At 59.4% G+C, this 15,644-nt stretch carries 13 protein-coding genes; 4 read left to right on the top strand and 9 right to left on the bottom strand.

Features of this window, described 5'->3' with window-relative positions; translation table 11 throughout:
• Window positions 1–3 precede the first annotated feature (3 nt).
• The gene (locus NUH86_RS15735) at window positions 4–183 is read left to right on the top strand and encodes a hypothetical protein (protein WP_267250355.1); all 180 of its coding nucleotides are present in this window, start codon (window positions 4–6) and stop codon (window positions 181–183) included.
• 297 nt (window positions 184–480) lie between these two features.
• Here the strand turns inward: NUH86_RS15735 and NUH86_RS15730 are convergent, their stop codons facing one another.
• The 4 genes from NUH86_RS15730 to NUH86_RS15715 form a co-directional block, all read right to left on the bottom strand.
• Window positions 481–2,256, bottom strand: a complete 1,776-nt coding sequence (locus tag NUH86_RS15730) for a hypothetical protein (protein ID WP_267250354.1) — start codon at window positions 2,254–2,256, stop codon at window positions 481–483.
• Between the two features lie 228 nt (window positions 2,257–2,484).
• Window positions 2,485–3,087, bottom strand: coding sequence for a DUF6988 family protein (locus NUH86_RS15725; protein WP_061935612.1), 603 nt, complete (start codon window positions 3,085–3,087; stop codon window positions 2,485–2,487).
• 162 nt (window positions 3,088–3,249) lie between these two features.
• On the bottom strand, window positions 3,250–3,891 hold the full coding sequence (locus NUH86_RS15720; RefSeq protein WP_267250353.1) for a hypothetical protein: 642 nt from the start codon (window positions 3,889–3,891) through the stop codon (window positions 3,250–3,252).
• An 11-nt stretch (window positions 3,892–3,902) separates the two neighbouring features.
• Complete coding sequence (locus tag NUH86_RS15715) at window positions 3,903–4,610, bottom strand: PD-(D/E)XK nuclease family protein (protein WP_267250352.1); 708 nt, start codon at window positions 4,608–4,610, stop codon at window positions 3,903–3,905.
• Between the two features lie 230 nt (window positions 4,611–4,840).
• On the opposite strand from NUH86_RS15715, the gene NUH86_RS15710 reads away from it, so the two are divergent.
• Window positions 4,841–5,269, top strand: a complete 429-nt coding sequence (locus NUH86_RS15710) for a hypothetical protein (RefSeq protein ID WP_267250351.1) — start codon at window positions 4,841–4,843, stop codon at window positions 5,267–5,269.
• Window positions 5,270–5,449: 180 nt separating this feature from the next.
• On the opposite strand, the gene NUH86_RS15705 is transcribed toward NUH86_RS15710, so the two are convergent.
• Together NUH86_RS15705 and NUH86_RS15700 are read right to left on the bottom strand one after the other, a co-directional pair.
• Window positions 5,450–5,833: a hypothetical protein gene (locus NUH86_RS15705; protein WP_267250350.1), complete on the bottom strand. Its 384-nt coding sequence runs from the start codon at window positions 5,831–5,833 to the stop codon at window positions 5,450–5,452.
• 119 nt (window positions 5,834–5,952) lie between these two features.
• Window positions 5,953–10,839 carry an autotransporter domain-containing protein gene (locus tag NUH86_RS15700; RefSeq protein WP_267250349.1) on the bottom strand — a complete coding sequence of 1,629 codons (4,887 nt, stop codon included), beginning with the start codon at window positions 10,837–10,839 and terminating at the stop codon, window positions 5,953–5,955.
• Between the two features lie 410 nt (window positions 10,840–11,249).
• On the opposite strand from NUH86_RS15700, the gene NUH86_RS15695 reads away from it, so the two are divergent.
• Complete coding sequence (locus NUH86_RS15695) at window positions 11,250–11,981, top strand: hypothetical protein (protein WP_267250348.1); 732 nt, start codon at window positions 11,250–11,252, stop codon at window positions 11,979–11,981.
• A 60-nt stretch (window positions 11,982–12,041) separates the two neighbouring features.
• Here NUH86_RS15695 and NUH86_RS15690 read toward each other — a convergent pair whose 3' ends face one another.
• The 3 genes from NUH86_RS15690 to NUH86_RS15680 form a co-directional block, all read right to left on the bottom strand.
• Window positions 12,042–12,689, bottom strand: coding sequence for a hypothetical protein (locus tag NUH86_RS15690; protein ID WP_267250347.1), 648 nt, complete (start codon window positions 12,687–12,689; stop codon window positions 12,042–12,044).
• 151 nt (window positions 12,690–12,840) lie between these two features.
• Window positions 12,841–14,013 carry an adenylosuccinate synthetase gene (locus NUH86_RS15685; protein ID WP_267250346.1) on the bottom strand — a complete coding sequence of 391 codons (1,173 nt, stop codon included), beginning with the start codon at window positions 14,011–14,013 and terminating at the stop codon, window positions 12,841–12,843.
• 1 nt (window position 14,014) lies between these two features.
• Complete coding sequence (locus NUH86_RS15680) at window positions 14,015–14,899, bottom strand: hypothetical protein (RefSeq protein ID WP_267250345.1); 885 nt, start codon at window positions 14,897–14,899, stop codon at window positions 14,015–14,017.
• Window positions 14,900–14,968: 69 nt separating this feature from the next.
• Between NUH86_RS15680 and NUH86_RS15675 the strand changes: the two genes are divergently transcribed.
• Window positions 14,969–15,637, top strand: a complete 669-nt coding sequence (locus NUH86_RS15675; RefSeq protein ID WP_267250344.1) for an NUDIX hydrolase — start codon at window positions 14,969–14,971, stop codon at window positions 15,635–15,637.
• Window positions 15,638–15,644: the final 7 nt, after the last annotated feature.

Genomic DNA, 15,644 nt, shown 5'->3' with positions numbered 1-15,644 from the left:
ATCATGACGAGCGTTGAAGCTGAGATGACGAGCCTGGAGATCGCGAACCGTGTTGACGACATGCTGACCGCTCTGCCGGTCGATGCGCCGCCCGTTGCCCGGCAAGCGTTGAACGAGGCGCGCGATGCTCTGCGCAAAGCTGCTGATGCGTTCGCCGATGCTGCTGAAAACTCTGCATCGTAGCTGATCCAACTAACGCCATGCTGTTGCAATCAAGCACATTTCACGATGGCGGGTTTATTGGCGGGTACCCCTTGAACTCCGCTATAAAGCCCAATGATTTCAAGGATAATTGGCGGAGAGGGAGGGAACCAAACATTTCTTACAAGCCCTTGATTTCATTACATCAAATAATGCAACTTTGTTCAGCATGCCCCCTTCAATGCCCCCACTTTCACGTCGAACAATCTAGGATGACCGAAGCCGTCCAGTCGGCTTGCCGAAAATTAGCGGGCAGAATCGCGTAACGGCAGGTGGCTCCTACATCCCGACTACTTTCATTCCAGCGTCTATCAATCCTTCTATGCCACGGCGTACATCGCCGTCGCGGGCAGTGAGCGGGGCTTCCTCGACGATCAGTACCCCTTCACCCGCTGTGACGCTATCCTTGAACAGCGGTTCGCGGCCGAGGAAATAGGGCCAAAACGTCTCCGCGCGCGTGACCGAATAGGCGAGGTCGGCGGAGAAACCGATAAGTTGGTCCTGCCCAAAGACCCTCCCCTGCTGCGCCGCCTCGACGCGCACCCCACGTCCGCCCTTGAGTACGAGCCGCGCAGGGCCGTGGAAAACAAGGTATCGCAGTTGCAGCGTCAGCCAAGCGTTGAGTGAACCGAGCCGCCAATGGCGCGTGATCCGTATTGGACAGCGAATCGGCTGCACGACGGCGGCAAGGGCGCGCGGCTGGAGCACGCAGGCGGCGTCCTCAGGTAGCGTCAGGATCGTGACCTCGGCGAACCCGTCGCGGACCGCCGAGACAGTCGTGACCTCGCCTTCGTCACGGATGCGGGTGAGGAAGGTGAGACCGGTCGCGATGCTGGTGATCGGCTTTTTCCAATCAAGCAGCCATTGCGTGCCCTTCGCGCCAGGATGACTACTGGTCTGGAGATAATCCTGCCGCACGAGCAGCTCCTCCCGCGGCTCCAGCCGCACCGCGACAGAGGTGGTGGAAGGCGCTGCGGGCGGGACAGCTATGGCAATGCGCTGCGGCACCGTGAGGCGGATTGCAGGACGACGCATCGCGATCGGCGCGAGAACGGAGAAGCAGAACAGGCGAATGAGGAATGGCATGGCAATGATGAGCGCGAGGGCAAGGGCCGCAGTGCGCAGGATTTTCGTAAGCTTCGAACGTTCGGCCCAAACCCGCAGCCTTTCGGGAAGGGAGCCCGAAAACTCAATGCGAGCGCGTTCCGCATCCTTGGCGAGAGCAACACCCGCTTCCCGGATCATTTCGGTTGAAGCGGTGGCCCTTGCAAATGCATCCTTCGCACGACGGTTTACCGCGTCCTTTTGGTTAGCCACGGCAACCAATCGATCGCGATGTTTGATCGCTGCCTCGACTGCTTTGCACCGATTGTCCCGCGCAGCGACGAGCGCTTTGTGTTCGGCACTCTCCCACCATTGCCGCAGCTTCCAACCCCACCGCTGCTCGTACATATCGACATTGGATTTCGCCCGATTGCACATTGAATTTAGGCGAGCAACTTCGCGCTTCTGTCGAGCGAGATCCGCCTTTGCTGCGATGGAAGCACCGTCGCTCGTGGCCGCATCACGCGCTGTAGAGATCGCTGCTAGTTCCTGGTCGATCACCGCAACTCGCAATCTGCTAAGTTCGATAGCCAGCAGCGCCTTCTGATTGATGAGGGCGAGCGCCCACGGCAATCTAGCATCGTTGATACGTTGCATCAGCCGAGCGCGTTCCTCGTTCAAGGCACGGCGTCGATCATCGAGCTCACCGATACTCTCGCTGCGCAAAGCGACAGCGGCCTGCCTGAACGATTTCTCCTCAACGTCGCGTTTCGATTCGATTCTGCTTTTCGCGTCCTCCAGCACCTGCATGCGTACTAGAGTCGGCGACCGACCCAAAGCGACCTGCTTCACCCAAGGAATGAAAAAGGTGCTGGCCGCGATAGCTGCAACCAATAAGATGTAAAGGACCGCCTTCCGCCCCAGCCATCCGATCACTCTGCGCATAAACCTTGGAACACCCACCCACTCAGTTGCAGCCAATTTCCTGGCAAAGACGAAGAATTTTCGCAATCGGGCTAGGATGGGCTTGTGCCAATTTCCATTGCTTTGCCAAATTCGCGAGCCTCAGAATGAATTAAGGCAATCGAGGTGACGATTCCATTTTTGGGCATGACGAGCTTAATGCTTAACGGCTCCAAGTGGCGCACCGTTGCCACGCATGCCCCGGATGTACCCTGGAATTCTGCCAAAATGCCTCTGACTTCCATAGATCAGCTGACGGTGCCGTGTCGCAAGATCCTAATTTGCGAACGCGTCGGTCTGAACCTTAAATACAGCCTTCCCCAGTTCTTCGTCGGCTGCGGCCTGCGCGAGGCCCAAGGCAGCTAAAAGGGCATTTGCGCATGCATTGCCGAGGCATTCTCCTATCTCGTCGCTATCAAAATTGAACTCGATACCTCTCTCTGAATTGCAACGCACTAGCAGCGGACCGCCGACATGGTTCATCGCGTTCAATCTTCTGGAATTATGAGCGTGGATGCTGGAGAGCGTGTCCGAATCGAAAGAGCCTTTTGCTTCCAGATCCTGGATCATATTCCAGGTCTTTTGGTTAGAGGTGTCGTCGATGAACTTCTTGATCTGCTCGTCGCTCGCACATTCGAGCAACCAGAAACCGCGAACTATGGCCTCCCAAATCGACCTCGAGAGCATAAATGCCGACGGGAGGTTATTCCTCCGGGTCAGCGCTGCGATTGCGGAATGAACGTCCAGCGCCACCATGAAGGCGCCCCCGGCCAACCGATGACGGTCCGTGGCAATCAACTCCAGATTCTGTATGAGCCGCGACAGCTGGTGATCAACCCACTCCGAGCGCTCGACAGCCTTTGACAAATTCACGTCCATATTTCGCTGTTTCGCCTTCCCAATCGCTGATTTGCGTCTGAGCTGATGTGCAGTTGAAAATTCTTCGGGCCGTTGGTCGTCGTTGCAGTCCATCAAAAGGGTCGGCGGGGACTGACGCCCGAGACAGCATTGTCCGCGCCAATCCGCGGGTTCCTCTCACTCCTACCCGCCGTTGGAAACCGGCCTGAAGGAAGACTTCTCGCGTATGGCTGTCACCAGTTCATCAAGCAGAGCGCGGGCAGCCCTGATGCGGTCAAGAGTCTTTGCGACCGGCGCGAGCGCTGCCTCCAGATCATTGTCCTCGAAGCCGATCGCAAGCGCTTCGCGGTCTACTGGAATGCGAAGCGCGAGCTCTCCCGTTTTGGGGTCGCAAAGAAAGCCTTGATCTACCAGCCCCTCAGCGAGCTTCGTCTGCGCTCTCAGCACCGCCTTCCAGTCTCGCTGCCCGATCGCGTCGGTAGCGAATTCAAAGCGTATGGTGGCGCCTGCAAAGCCGCAGAAATAACCGACCCATGTGTCGGGTTCTTCACCGTCGATGCAATCCGTCGTAGAGAAGCTGAGATAGAGATCGAATCCATCATCGGCATCGCCAGCCATGCGCCACTCGGCGGGCGCCAGCCAAAGCATGTCGTCGAAATCGGTCGGCGCTTCGCCCTCCCAGCCATAGATTTTGCGCCTCTCATCAATGATCGCAGCCGTTGCCTTTTCCAGCATCGGCGTGAGGGAGCGGCGCGCATATCGTAGAGCTGCCTCAAGTTCATCAATATGCTGAACGATGACAGCGCCTACTACAGGATCGGTCATATTCTTACCCCCTAAAACTCGGCAACATGATCGCCGAATGCTGCGATCAGATGTTGGACGAAAGTTCGTTTTTCTGCAGAGGCTTGTGCCGCCCGTGATGCGGCGCGATAGATGTCGCGCCAGCAGCTATCGGCAACCGACGCAAGCTTTCCCGGGAACGGCGCCAGCAGGATAACATGAGGCGTCCGGTCGCGCAGACGGGCACGGCGCGCGATCGCCACCTCGTACCGTTGTAGCTGCTGAGGCGCCAGACGTGCTCCGATCTTGACCTCAATGGCCACCAGATGTTTCCCGGTCTCGACAACAAGATCTACGCGATCGGACCTTTCGCCCAGAGGGCAAATCTCCGTCTCGACATGATAGCCGGCCGCGATCTCGGCCATCCAGTCGATGCCGGGAAGGGTCTCTTCAAGAAAGCTGCTGATGAAAAGCTTCGAGCTGCTCCCCCCAAAATCAGCCATCCAAAGGCCGGCAAGCGTCGCAGCATTGCGGACCTCGTCCCGTCCCAGCCCCGCGATCGCCCAAGGGTTGATGAGATCGCCCTCTGCTCTGGCCGCAGCGAGCGGAGTCTTCAGCGCAACGAAGGCAGCCTTCAGTGATTCCAAATCGTAAAACTGTCTGGCTGCTGAGGCTGGGGGCGATAGGTGAGGCTGCAACGACTGAAACGCGGCCCGGAGCCTCTCCGCAGCAAGGTCGGGGGCAAGTGAAAGGCGCGCCATCTATATTCCTTACCGGATTCATTATGGATGCCAAGGGAAGGTGGCCATCGCGGGGACAGGCAGCTTCGTCAATGATAAGTCAACACATTGGCAAGCAGGTTGCCCTAGGAAAGATCAAGTCCGTCAAGCTACTCGTGACTTTTCTGAAGCAGCATGTCGAAAAAGGGCCGAGGCTGGGCGGCAGCTTGCGTAACCCAACACAAACTTCCAATGGGCATCATTTCTGAATCGTGGCGGAAAGTATGCGACCTGAGCTCGACAAGAAAGAAATTACCCGACGCGTATTTGAACGAGCTGCTTGGGTAATGGACCAGTCATGGGAAGAAAACTGGCGCCACTCGCGCTTGCTCGATGAGCCGTTGATCCCAAGCTATATTATCATAGCTGGACGCTCACGGACATCTGCAGAGCATCGTGAACATGTTGTGCCGCTGGCGCTCATTCGCAACCAGTGCGAAGAGATGTTTTCGTCGGGAGCAGATGTGTCCGCCGTCGCGAAGCTGTTGGAAAGACATTTGAAGATTGTGATGATCTCCAAAGCTGAACGCCAACGCCTCGATTTCGAGTTGGGTCTCAAGGTGAATATGCCAGAGGGTTGGTCGTTCGAAGATGAGAATGCCGATCCCTTTGCGAGATTGAAGTCGGCCGGCATCAAATAGGACCCGATTGATACGAGCGCGTGAAAGAAATCGAGAGTCAGACGCTGCTCTGAATCAAGCACCCCTGTTCCTCCGATTGCCGCTTTCGTCGCTTTCGTCGGCGTTTGAAGTTCCAGGGCGGATCGGGATTGTCCCGCAATCCGGGCCGGCCCTGCTCGGCGTCACCCTGTGCATTGCCGTTCAGTCAGAGGCCGAGGGCAGTCCGGAATCCGCAAGCTCCGCTACAATGGCCTCGGCAACCATTGGCGAGACCTTCACGAGTTGCTGCAGCTCCCGTATCGCCCCGTCTTCCAAACCTTGCGCGTATTCACCTGCCACCCAAGGGCGACCGACGTTACCGGAGGATGGCGTGAAAAAGCACAGAGCTCCATTTTCGTTAGTCAAAATCTGAACCCCATAATGTGCCAGCCTTGCCATAATCAGACCGGCAATCGTTTTGAGCGGTTCTGCGCCTGTTCCAAAGTTGTTCACGTTATGTTTACTCGTTGATTCTGCGCCAATATTTCTCCGGTGGGATGTGAATAAGCGGCGCGACAGATTTGGACGCAGCAGAATCTTCCACATCTAGTGCCGCGGTCGACATAGCTATCGTCCATCGCGCGCAAGGGCATGAGAGCAATGCTGCCAAGCAAACGAAAGGGCGCGTCGAAACCGCCGCGCCCTTCCATTTCTACCCTGGTGCGTCAGAAGCCGAAGCTAATGCCACCACGGACCTGGCCGAGGCTGTTATGGCCACCGAAGCCGTAACCGCCAGAGAGGAACAGGTTGACGCGCTTGTTGACCGAGGCATCGATACCCAGTTCGATCAGCCCGTTACCGTCCGGATCCACACCCTTCAGGCGGAAGGCATCGCCGCCGCCCAGATACTGGACCGTGCGATCGCTGCCGATGCTGCCCTGGAAGCTGTACTGGACCTTGGCATAGGGGCGATAGGCGATCCCATCGGCATCACCGAGCAGAGCCCCGGCCTTCACACCCAGAACGGGCGAGAAGACGGTCTTGGAGGCGTGATCCACGTTCAATCCGATGCCAGCACCACCTTCTTCAGTGAAGCCGTTCATCGACCAGCGACGCAGCGCCAGCTTACCATAAGGGGTCACGACCAGACCGCTACCGGCGGCAAAGTCATAGCCCAGTTCCAGGCTGGCATCCAACTGTTTGCCCTTGAAGTCGGCTTCAATGGTGCGAGCGAGGATGTCCAGGTCGCGTTCGACTTCAAATTTCGAGAAGCCGTACGCCAGCTGGAAGCTGCCGTAGAAGGGGCCAAAGCCCTGGGTCGCATAGGCACCGATGGTGTAGGTGCGAACCTGGGCATCTTCCTGCGAACCCTGCGCAGTGACGTCATGCTGGCCATAGCCGAAGCCGATGCCGAAGGCGCCGTCTTCCTGATAGGCCACGTCGAGACCAAAGGCGCCGCCATAGCTGTTGGTCTTGATCTTCGACGCACCCGAGCTGGTGCCGCCCGTCTTGGCGAAGTTCGCCGACGGATTGAACCAGATCTGCGTGCCCAGCGCCTCACCATAGCCACGGCGAGCAGCCAGACGGTTGACGGTGGTGTTGAAAACCGCGTTCTGATCAACCGCGGCCAGCGAACCATAGATCTCCGCCGAGGAAAGCTCGTTGAAGACCTGCGCCGCCTGTGCGCTGTTCAGGCGCCAGTCGAGACCCGCTGCGATGTTGGCGATGTCCTGCGCATTGGCGATCTCCGTAACCGAAGCAAAGCCATTGCCGCCAGCGGCGTCCGTCTTCACCCGGGCGATGACGTCAGCCAGCGCGCTGTCCAGACCCACGGCTGCCGAAGCGGCATTGGGATTGGTTGCGCCCGTGGCGTAGCTGTTGCGGGTCGCCTCGATCGAAACGGTCTTGGCGGTCGCATCATGCTTCAGGCCGAAGGTCACGAACTGCGAGGCCAGCGTCGGCGCCGCCGTGGCGGTGACGTTGCCGGTGCCGGTATAGGTGAAGAGCGTATAGCCATCGCCCGTCGAATAGAGGCTATCCTTCGACACCGTCACCGCGACCTTGCCGGCCAGGTTCAGGTTACCGTCCACAGTGACCGACGACGGGATCGAGAAGACACCGGCATTGGTCGGGGTGGTGAAGTAGGGAACACTGACGCCGCCAGTGATCGGACCCAGCACCTCGGGCGCTGCGCCGCCATCGTTGACGGACAGGTTGCCAAAGCGGACCAGCGAGGGATTGACGCCCACAACCGTCGTACCGTTGGCAGTCTGGGTGTAGTTGCCCTGCTGATAGAGCTCAATGCCCTTGATCGCTTCGGGTCCCGGCGTGACGATGCTGTTGCCAACCGTCTGAACGAAGGTCGGTGCACGACGGCCGAGGACCAGGGTAGCATCATTGTTGATGTTGCCCTTGATGCCGAACACGGCGTCGGTGCCATCAACGTCCAGCTGAACTTCGCCAGCCTGCACGTTGAAGTTGCCGACATCCATCGTCCAAGCTGCCGGGGCAGCCCCTTCAGCCGGAACATATTCGGCGCCCGTTACGACGAAGGTGCCTGCACCGGTCTTGTTGACCGTGTTGACGCCCAGGACGCGGACGGCGGTCGGGCCGAACAGGCCTTCAGCTTCTTCCGGCAGCGTGGCGGCCGGCGTGAAGATGGCAGGCGAGGTCGAGGTAGCCGAACGCAGTTCGCTCGCGCCCAGGAAACCGCTGCCATTCAGGTTGACGGTCGTGTCGGTGAGGAAGGCGCCGCTATCGTCACGCTGTGCGTCGATGTCGCCAAGCGTGATCGAACCATTGTTGAGGTTGATCGTCGACTTGATGGCAGCAGTCTTGACGGCAGCCTCGCCACCCACGGTCAGGTTGAACGCAGCCGGATCGACCTGCGAGGCATCGAGTGGCACCGCTGGCGAAAGCAGCGAAGACAGCGCGGACGCCACCTCGCTCTGCGTGGAAACCGCACCCGTTACAGCGAAGCCACCCGAAACACCGTTCTGATCGACAGTGTAGGTCTGCGAAGCGGCAACCGAAGTCACGGTCACGTTGGTGGTGTTGATCGTCGCATCGACCGTGGCCGATCCGCTGAACACCGAACCGCCAAGGGTGGTGGTGCCGGTCAGGATGCCATTGTTGATGAACGAACCCGTCACACCTTCGAGTTCGACGTCACCAAAGGCGTTGCCGCTGTTGGTGAAACTGGCGTTGCCGCCCACAGGCATTGCCGCAACCGTCGCCGCGAGGGAACGGATGCCAGCGTTGGTGGGGTTGGTGTCGGTCAACGTAACAGTGCTGTCGGCGTCCAGAGCCGAAACGCTGAACAGATTGCCGCCGGTGCCCAGATCGCCATTGTTGACGAGCGAAGCGGACGTCAGCCCCTGAACCTCGACATCGCCAAGGACGGTGCCGTTGTTGGTGACCGAAGCCGCGCCGCCTACTGCGGCAGCGCTGAAGGTCGACGCAACTGTGGCGGGCGTGAAACCGTCCGCAGCGTAGGTCGTGACCGTCTCATCGCTGCTGCTTTCGCCCAGGCTGTTGGCGAACAGATTGCCACCCGTACCCGTCCCGGCATCACCGACAACGCTGCCGTCTTCGACCGTGATGGAGGCGCCCCCGACGCCCGACGCAAAGACATTGCCTGCAACGCTAGGCACGCCCTTGCCCTGCAGCGCAGCGGCCGTGTCGATCACGACATTGGCCTGGCCACCGGCATCGGCGAAGCTGTCAGTGAAGGTTTGCGACGTCAGCGTGTTGAGGCCGCCATTGACGCTGTAGTCCGAGGTGGAACCGCTGCTCGACGTGGACGCGAACGCGCTGGCGTTCACCGAACCGCCAACAGTGCCGGTGATGGTGGCCGTAGCGTTGCCGAAGCCCGCTGCAACGGTCGCATCCCCATCGATTCGGCCGGCGTTGTTGAGCGTGGCATCAGCAGCAACAGCTGGAGCCGACACGGTGAACAGCGACGTATCGACCTGAGTGTCGTCTCCCGACGCGTCTGTCGTCCGCGTGCTGGAGTTCGTGGACGAGGCATCGCCTACGGTGAAGAATGGGCCAATCGGGACTGCCGTGCTGACGAACACATCCTGTTCGACCTTGGCTGCCGAGCCGATTGCTGCCGAAGCAGAGGCACCGCCCTCAACGCTCACATTGCCGTTAACCAGACTGCTTCCCTGAAGCGAGACGGAAGCGTCTCCGCCTGCCCGCGCCTGATTGAACTGCGTGCCGCTTACCGAGGTGGAACCCTGGAAAACGCCCGCGTCATAGGTGTCGGTGTCTTCCGAGGTGAATGCCCCATTGAACGCCACGCCCTGGCTGGTCGAGGACACATTGCCCGACACCTTGCCGCCGTTGATGATGACGGCGCTCGCAGTATCGCCGCGGGAGATAACATCACCATTGCGGCCCGAATCGCCTGGCGCGACCGTGCCGGAGATGTTGACCGTGCTTGTGCCGCCGGTCGACGCCACGTCGAAGGTGTTGTTGCTGCTGTTCACGACCGAGCCGGTGCCCGCCGCGTCGCGCGAATCGGTCGACACGGCCACATTCTGCGTAGCAAACGAAGAGCCAGACGCTTCGGAGTAGATGTCGCCGTACACGGTGCCCGTCACGGTCGCCGTGCTGTTCGTGCCGCTCACCTGAGTGATGCTGCCGTCATTGCCAGCACCGAAGTTCAGCGAGCCATTGATACCCGCGTAAGTACCATCGATATCGCCGCCGACGGTCTGCTGCGAAGTGCTCGACTGGGTGGTGGTGGTGGTGGTGCCCGATACCGTGGTCGTCGGACCGGTCGAGGTGAAGGTCGTGTTGCGGCTGAACGCATCAGTCTGACCCAGGACCTGGCCGTTGTTGGCGATCGTGATCGCGCCGGACTCGGATCCCGCTGACACATCGCCGCTGATGCGGCCAGACGCGGCGTTGGTGACGGAGATCGCCCCTTCGCTGGTCGAGGCAAAGGCGCTGCCTGCAACATCGCCGCTGTTGGCGATGCTTACGGTGCCGGTGGTGGCCGATCCATCGAGGTCGCCATCGACAGTGCCAGTGTTAGTGATCGAGACGTTGGCGGCGTCGAGCGCCTGCCCGATAAGGCTGCCACCCACTTCACCGGCCAAGCCGTTTGCGAGTGTGACGTCACCAAAGCCAGAGCCGACAACGCTGCCGCCTACAGTGCCATTGTTGGTAACCGATACCGCGCCGCCAAAGTCCGTCGCGCTTACGCCGCCGACGACTTCACCATTGTTGGTGGCGGTAAAGCTGTTGGCGGCACTTGCCGCACCCACGCCGCCAAACCTCAGGCCGGTCACGCGACCATCATTGGTGAGGTTTACCGCGCCGTCGCCCTGACCCGCAGCAAAACCTGCTGCAACGAAATCATAGCCGACGCTCGCGCCGCTGATATCCGCGCCGCTGGCAATCGTAACCGTGAGGTCGGGATTGGCTGGCGTGGTGATGGCCGTTGCAATGTCGGCGTTTACGGCCGCGCCGGTCCCTGCGCCGGTCGGCACGTTCACTGTGGCGGGAGCCGCCAATGCACCACCAGCGTTTGCGAGCAGAGCCGCCGCTGGTATGGAGGCTGACAACAGCAGCATCCGGTTGAACCTCGACTTCTTATTCATTCAAAACCCCTATTGGCTGCGATTCTCAGGCAGATGAGCGGCAAACGACGGGCGCCAGTGCTTTCGCGTACGCAAAAGGCTTTGCGCTGATGCTGTTCGGAACTCCCCCATGACACCTGTAGTTGCGCAAATATGCGCAACATGCGCAAACATCTATGTGTAGAACGAAAGCCGTGCAAATCTTTTTTGTGAGTTTGCGCCCTCAAAAATGACAGAAGTGGTCGCAGCCTCAATATACCGTTATGCCGCACCGCAATTTTTCTGATGCATTTGCGCAAATATGCACTTGCAAATTTGCGCTATTATAGTTTGCGCCGGAATGATCGAAGCGCATAATGATGCAGGCGCGACGGACGACGGCCGCATATGGTCGTGGTTGGCTGTCGCGCTAAGAAAACGGGCGCATACACATGTCTTTTGTCGGTGAGTGGGATCAGGATAAAGCCCGCAGCCTGATCGGTTGCCTGATCAAGGAAACCGGGTTTTCAGCAAGCCAGATTGCACGCCGCTCAGGTCTTGCGCCCTCCACGCTGACCCGGATCTACCCCAACCCTACGGTCGGCTATTCGCTCTCACAACAAAGCGTCGCTAAGCTCAAGGCCACGTTTCCAGATGCATTTTCCATCTGTGAAACGGATGCGTTGCCGCTGCGATCTCCGGCATTCGACATCACGCTGAAGGACGATCCGGCCCTTCCCGTGCTATCGAAGCAGAACGGCATCCCAGTGTACGCGGCGAGTGTCCACTTTCCTGAGGAGAGCGGCTTAGCTTTTTCCGAGCAGCTTGAACTCTGGGAGGCCGATCTTTCTCGTCCAGTTGCCTATATGGCAGCACCTTTCGGGCTGGGTGACGCCGATCGCTACCTTGTCATGTATATCCCGGGCGAAGCTATGGAACCGCGATTCAGAGCCGGCGAGCGAGTGGTATTTGACCGCATCAAACCGGCATCGATCAACGCGGACGTGCTGGTCCAGCTGCGAGATGAATCAGGGCGCTCATTGTGGATCGCCGGTCGACTGCTCGCCCGCGATCGCAACCTTATCGAGCTAAGGCAATATCGCGAGCAAGCGACGGCATCGATCCCCCACGGCCAGATCAAACAAGTTTTCCCAATCATCGGCATGATCGACGACAACGTCTGACCGACTGAAAGCACCGCCTCCCCCTATCTCGGCGCGCGGTGCATGCGCCAAATGACGCGGTCAGCGCGCCGATTGAGGATTCATCGCTTTTTCTATGCCGGCCCATTCATGCTCGTGTGTGCCGATATGATTTTCCATTTCAGGCTTCGTCAGACAGCCTTTCGGAGTGGTGTAGCTGTGGATCGTTCTGGCCGGTTGTTCGAACCAGGATATGTTGAAAGCCCAGTATTTGGGGAAGAAATAGAGACTGGAGTAAGGCAAATGATCGTGGATCCACCATGCGAGCTTCTGCCAATCGCCCTCCTCCTGGAAGGCATCCCAAAAAGACGGAACAACGATACAGGCCGTCGCTCCCATCATACCGTCACGCTTCCGATCCCAAATATGGCTGGCGTAGTTCCGCTCGTTGGAAGCGCAGTTATAGCCCGCCTTACCGGCATTCATCATCTCGGAGCCAAGTCCGTTGACGTCGCAGGAGCGGAATGCCGAGCGTATGGCCAGCCGACCGAAGCGGTCCTGTAGCGGCTCAAGCAGATCCTGACACAGCCGGCTGCCCGCCTCGATGGCGAGGTCAGGGTCATCAGGTACATTTCGAAGCCCGTGGATCGCCGCGATGTCTGAGAACAAAAAGTCGCGCATGAAAAACGACTTTGACAGCCGCACTCTTCCAAATTCGCTCAGACTGGCGACGCTCACCGGCTTTTTCATAGACGCTCCTTTTCTTTCGCCTTTGTCAGTAAGATGCGACATTTTCGGTCACAGTAGATGGCCATCTATCGCACTGATAGCCAGCATCCGGCGCTCCTCGACAATCGCCGTATTCGCGGCAATGGCAACGCGGATGATTGAACTTTTAGCTTCATTCGTTGCTTGGAGCCCAAAATTCAGCGGTCCACGGAAGGCGGGTAGCCATCTCAAGCTCTGCCATCATCTCTCGCACTGGCCCGCTTCGCACTTCAGCGCCGTCGATCCACCCCAAGCGATCATCCCTGGCCTGATCCAGACAGGTGATCGCAAGCGACGGCGTGACGGCCATAGTTTCCCCGGCCACGGCCAGGTCAGCCGCGATACGGCAGCCGAGACGAGCCGGATCGAGAAGGCCGAAGCGCAAGGTTTCCTGCCAAGGATTGGGAAGGTTGGTTGCATCAGCCACGCTGAACCAGTGATCAATCGACCTTTCATCCTCCATCCCTCCACGTCCATGACGGGTGAGATAGCAGCGGGTGACGTAGACCGCTTCAAGCTCCCCAAGCCCCGCCTCTGTGGCGATGGCAGTGATGTTGGCAAGACCCGTACTGGAGCGCGTGACGAATGGGAAACCAGCTGCACCCTGGTCGAGAAGTAAGCCCTGCGCTGCTTCGAAGATGATCGGCCCCATCCTGGGCAGATCGGCATCGGACTGCAGGACAACCCGTTCCGAAAAAGCCCGGCATTGCTCTACGAAGCGCTCAAGCAAAGCATCGGCCGCCGCAAATGCCAGCGGACCAGAGTTCAGGTCGATGCCGAGTTGCGCGCAGCGCACAGGCAGCCATTCATCCCGGATTGCTCGCAGCCTACCCACAAGATCAGGCCTACAAAGATCTGCAACCGTCAGCGTGAAGGAAGTCTGCTCGGAGCGCCCTACCGTCTCTCCGAAACCAAGGCCACAGCTACCATGCCGGCGTCCGCCGCGCGCCAGTTCCACCGCCTGATTGACCATCATGTCCCACGGGGTCGTTACCCAACCGCGCGGATCCGCCGTGACCTGGGGCGGATCGCAGAAACCGATCAACGTCTCCCGTTCATCGGCAAAAAGGATGGGATGCGAAACCATGAAGCGTGACAGATGCGTACGTCCCTTCCGCAGCGTCGCCGAACCGAAATGATGGAACACATGACGCCGCCCGCCCGTCACCACGGTATGGCCTGCCTGCGCGCCACCATTGCTGCGCACTACGACGACATCGGGGCCAAGGGAAGCGGCCAGCCAGTCGACCGTCCGCCCCTTGCCCTCATCACCATAGTTCGCGCCGATCACGGCATAGGCGCGCATCTCAAATCCTCCCCAGCCCGGCCCAGCGAAGGCGCCGCAGCGGTTCGGGCAATAAGGTGGCAAGACTGCTCGGGGCTGTTGCGGGACGACCGCTCGCCAGTTCAATCGTGGCAACGATCGTTTCGGCAAGCCGAGCCGGATCCTTCAGATGGATGACCCGTTCAGGAAGGATCGCCTCCCACGATGCCCGCACCTTCCGCATGTTGCGCGCCGCGTAGCTGCCGTCGACAATGATGTGAAACACTTCATAGCCCGCGCTCGCCAGCTTCACCGCTTCCCGGCCCGACACACCCCGCTGCGCATCGATGCCCAGCACTCGAGCCAATTGATCACGCTCAACACCGTCCAACACGGGTTCGTCGCCGACCGTGAACAGGAAGCCTTTGCGGCGGCGCTTCTCCATGGCGTCGTGCTCGGTCTTGAGGCCCGCGAAGACATGGGCGAGGCAATAGCTCTCTCCCTCATTGCCCCCACCGCCGCCTTCCAGCCAGAGCTGGCGTAGCTGCTCAACGATACGCAGGTCCGCCTCGAACTGCGTGACCTGCAACGGCGCCCGATCGCAATAGGCATCCCCGATCGCCATCGCCATGACATGAGGATCGCTGACCGGCCTGCGATCCATCAACATCGTGAATGTCTCATTGAGGCCGTGCACAACCAGCTCTTCCGCCAGCATGCCCATCGACCCGGTTACATCGACCCCGATGATGATCGGCGTGGAATCCGGATTGTCAGCGCTGTCGCGCGATTCCCGCATTTCGATCCGCGCCGGATCATAGGATGCATCCATACCCCGGGCGCCGAAAAGCTCGCTGCGGCCGCGCCCATGAACCGAGCGAGCCGCATAAGCCTCCCAATCGCGGGCGCTCCAATTTCCGTGTCCCATGGTCAATCTCCTTATCGACTCAATAAACGTCATTTTGCATTTTATTAGATAAGATGCAAGATGCAGTTTATGAGCCCGTCATTCGAAAAGCCGATCCTGACTGTCGACATCGTCCCGCTGACATTGAACGAAGACCGGTTGTGCGTGCTGCGCGCCCGACGTGGCGCCGAACCTTTCGCCGAGCGCCAGGCTTTGATCGGCGGCTATGTCCATGTCGGTGAGGACAGCCATCTGGGCGATACGGCGCGGCGGGTGCTCAGCGCCAAGGCGGGGCTCACCAATCTCTATGTCGAACAGCTCTCAACCTTCTCCGGCGCGGATCGCGATCCACGGGGATGGTCGGCCAGCGTCGCCTATTTTTCATTATCCCCCCGCGAACGACTGGAGCCTGCGTTGAAGATCGAGGGACTGGAACTCAAGCCAGTGGAAGTGGCCGGGGGGATGCCCTTCGACCATGACAGCATCCTTGCTGCCGCGGTCGCGCGTCTGCGGGGCAAGGGCGCCTATTCCGATCTGCCTGCGCGTTTCCTGGGGCCCACTTTTACCTTGGCGGAACTGCACAGCGTCTACGAAATTGTCCTGGACGAAAAGCTCAACATTGATGCCTTCCGGCGAAAGGTGATCGAACGAGGCTTTCTGGAAGAAACCGGAGAAAAGCGTCGCGAGCCTGGTGCCAATCGCCCCTCCCTTCTCTATCGGCTCAGAAAAGGCCATGCCATCTTCGACCGTCGTGTCTAAGCACTGT

Source organism: Sphingobium sp. JS3065 (genome assembly GCF_026427355.1).
Lineage (GTDB): Bacteria > Pseudomonadota > Alphaproteobacteria > Sphingomonadales > Sphingomonadaceae > Sphingobium.
The sequence above is the reverse complement of the archived record's forward strand: the minus strand, read 5'-3'. Positions and strand labels throughout refer to the sequence as shown.

What these genes read in the sequence shown, in the direction of transcription:
- NUH86_RS15735 (WP_267250355.1), top strand. Translation starts at nt 4, where the DNA reads ATGACGAGCGTTGAAGCTGAGATGACGAGCCTGGAGATCGCGAACCGT.
- NUH86_RS15725 (WP_061935612.1), bottom strand. Translation starts at nt 3,087, where the DNA reads ATGGACGTGAATTTGTCAAAGGCTGTCGAGCGCTCGGAGTGGGTTGAT.
- NUH86_RS15720 (WP_267250353.1), bottom strand. Translation starts at nt 3,891, where the DNA reads ATGACCGATCCTGTAGTAGGCGCTGTCATCGTTCAGCATATTGATGAA.
- NUH86_RS15715 (WP_267250352.1), bottom strand. Translation starts at nt 4,610, where the DNA reads ATGGCGCGCCTTTCACTTGCCCCCGACCTTGCTGCGGAGAGGCTCCGG.
- NUH86_RS15705 (WP_267250350.1), bottom strand. Translation starts at nt 5,833, where the DNA reads ATGTGGAAGATTCTGCTGCGTCCAAATCTGTCGCGCCGCTTATTCACA.
- NUH86_RS15700 (WP_267250349.1), bottom strand. Translation starts at nt 10,839, where the DNA reads ATGAATAAGAAGTCGAGGTTCAACCGGATGCTGCTGTTGTCAGCCTCC.
- NUH86_RS15695 (WP_267250348.1), top strand. Translation starts at nt 11,250, where the DNA reads ATGTCTTTTGTCGGTGAGTGGGATCAGGATAAAGCCCGCAGCCTGATC.
- NUH86_RS15690 (WP_267250347.1), bottom strand. Translation starts at nt 12,689, where the DNA reads ATGAAAAAGCCGGTGAGCGTCGCCAGTCTGAGCGAATTTGGAAGAGTG.
- NUH86_RS15685 (WP_267250346.1), bottom strand. Translation starts at nt 14,013, where the DNA reads ATGCGCGCCTATGCCGTGATCGGCGCGAACTATGGTGATGAGGGCAAG.
- NUH86_RS15680 (WP_267250345.1), bottom strand. Translation starts at nt 14,899, where the DNA reads ATGGGACACGGAAATTGGAGCGCCCGCGATTGGGAGGCTTATGCGGCT.
- NUH86_RS15675 (WP_267250344.1), top strand. Translation starts at nt 14,969, where the DNA reads ATGAGCCCGTCATTCGAAAAGCCGATCCTGACTGTCGACATCGTCCCG.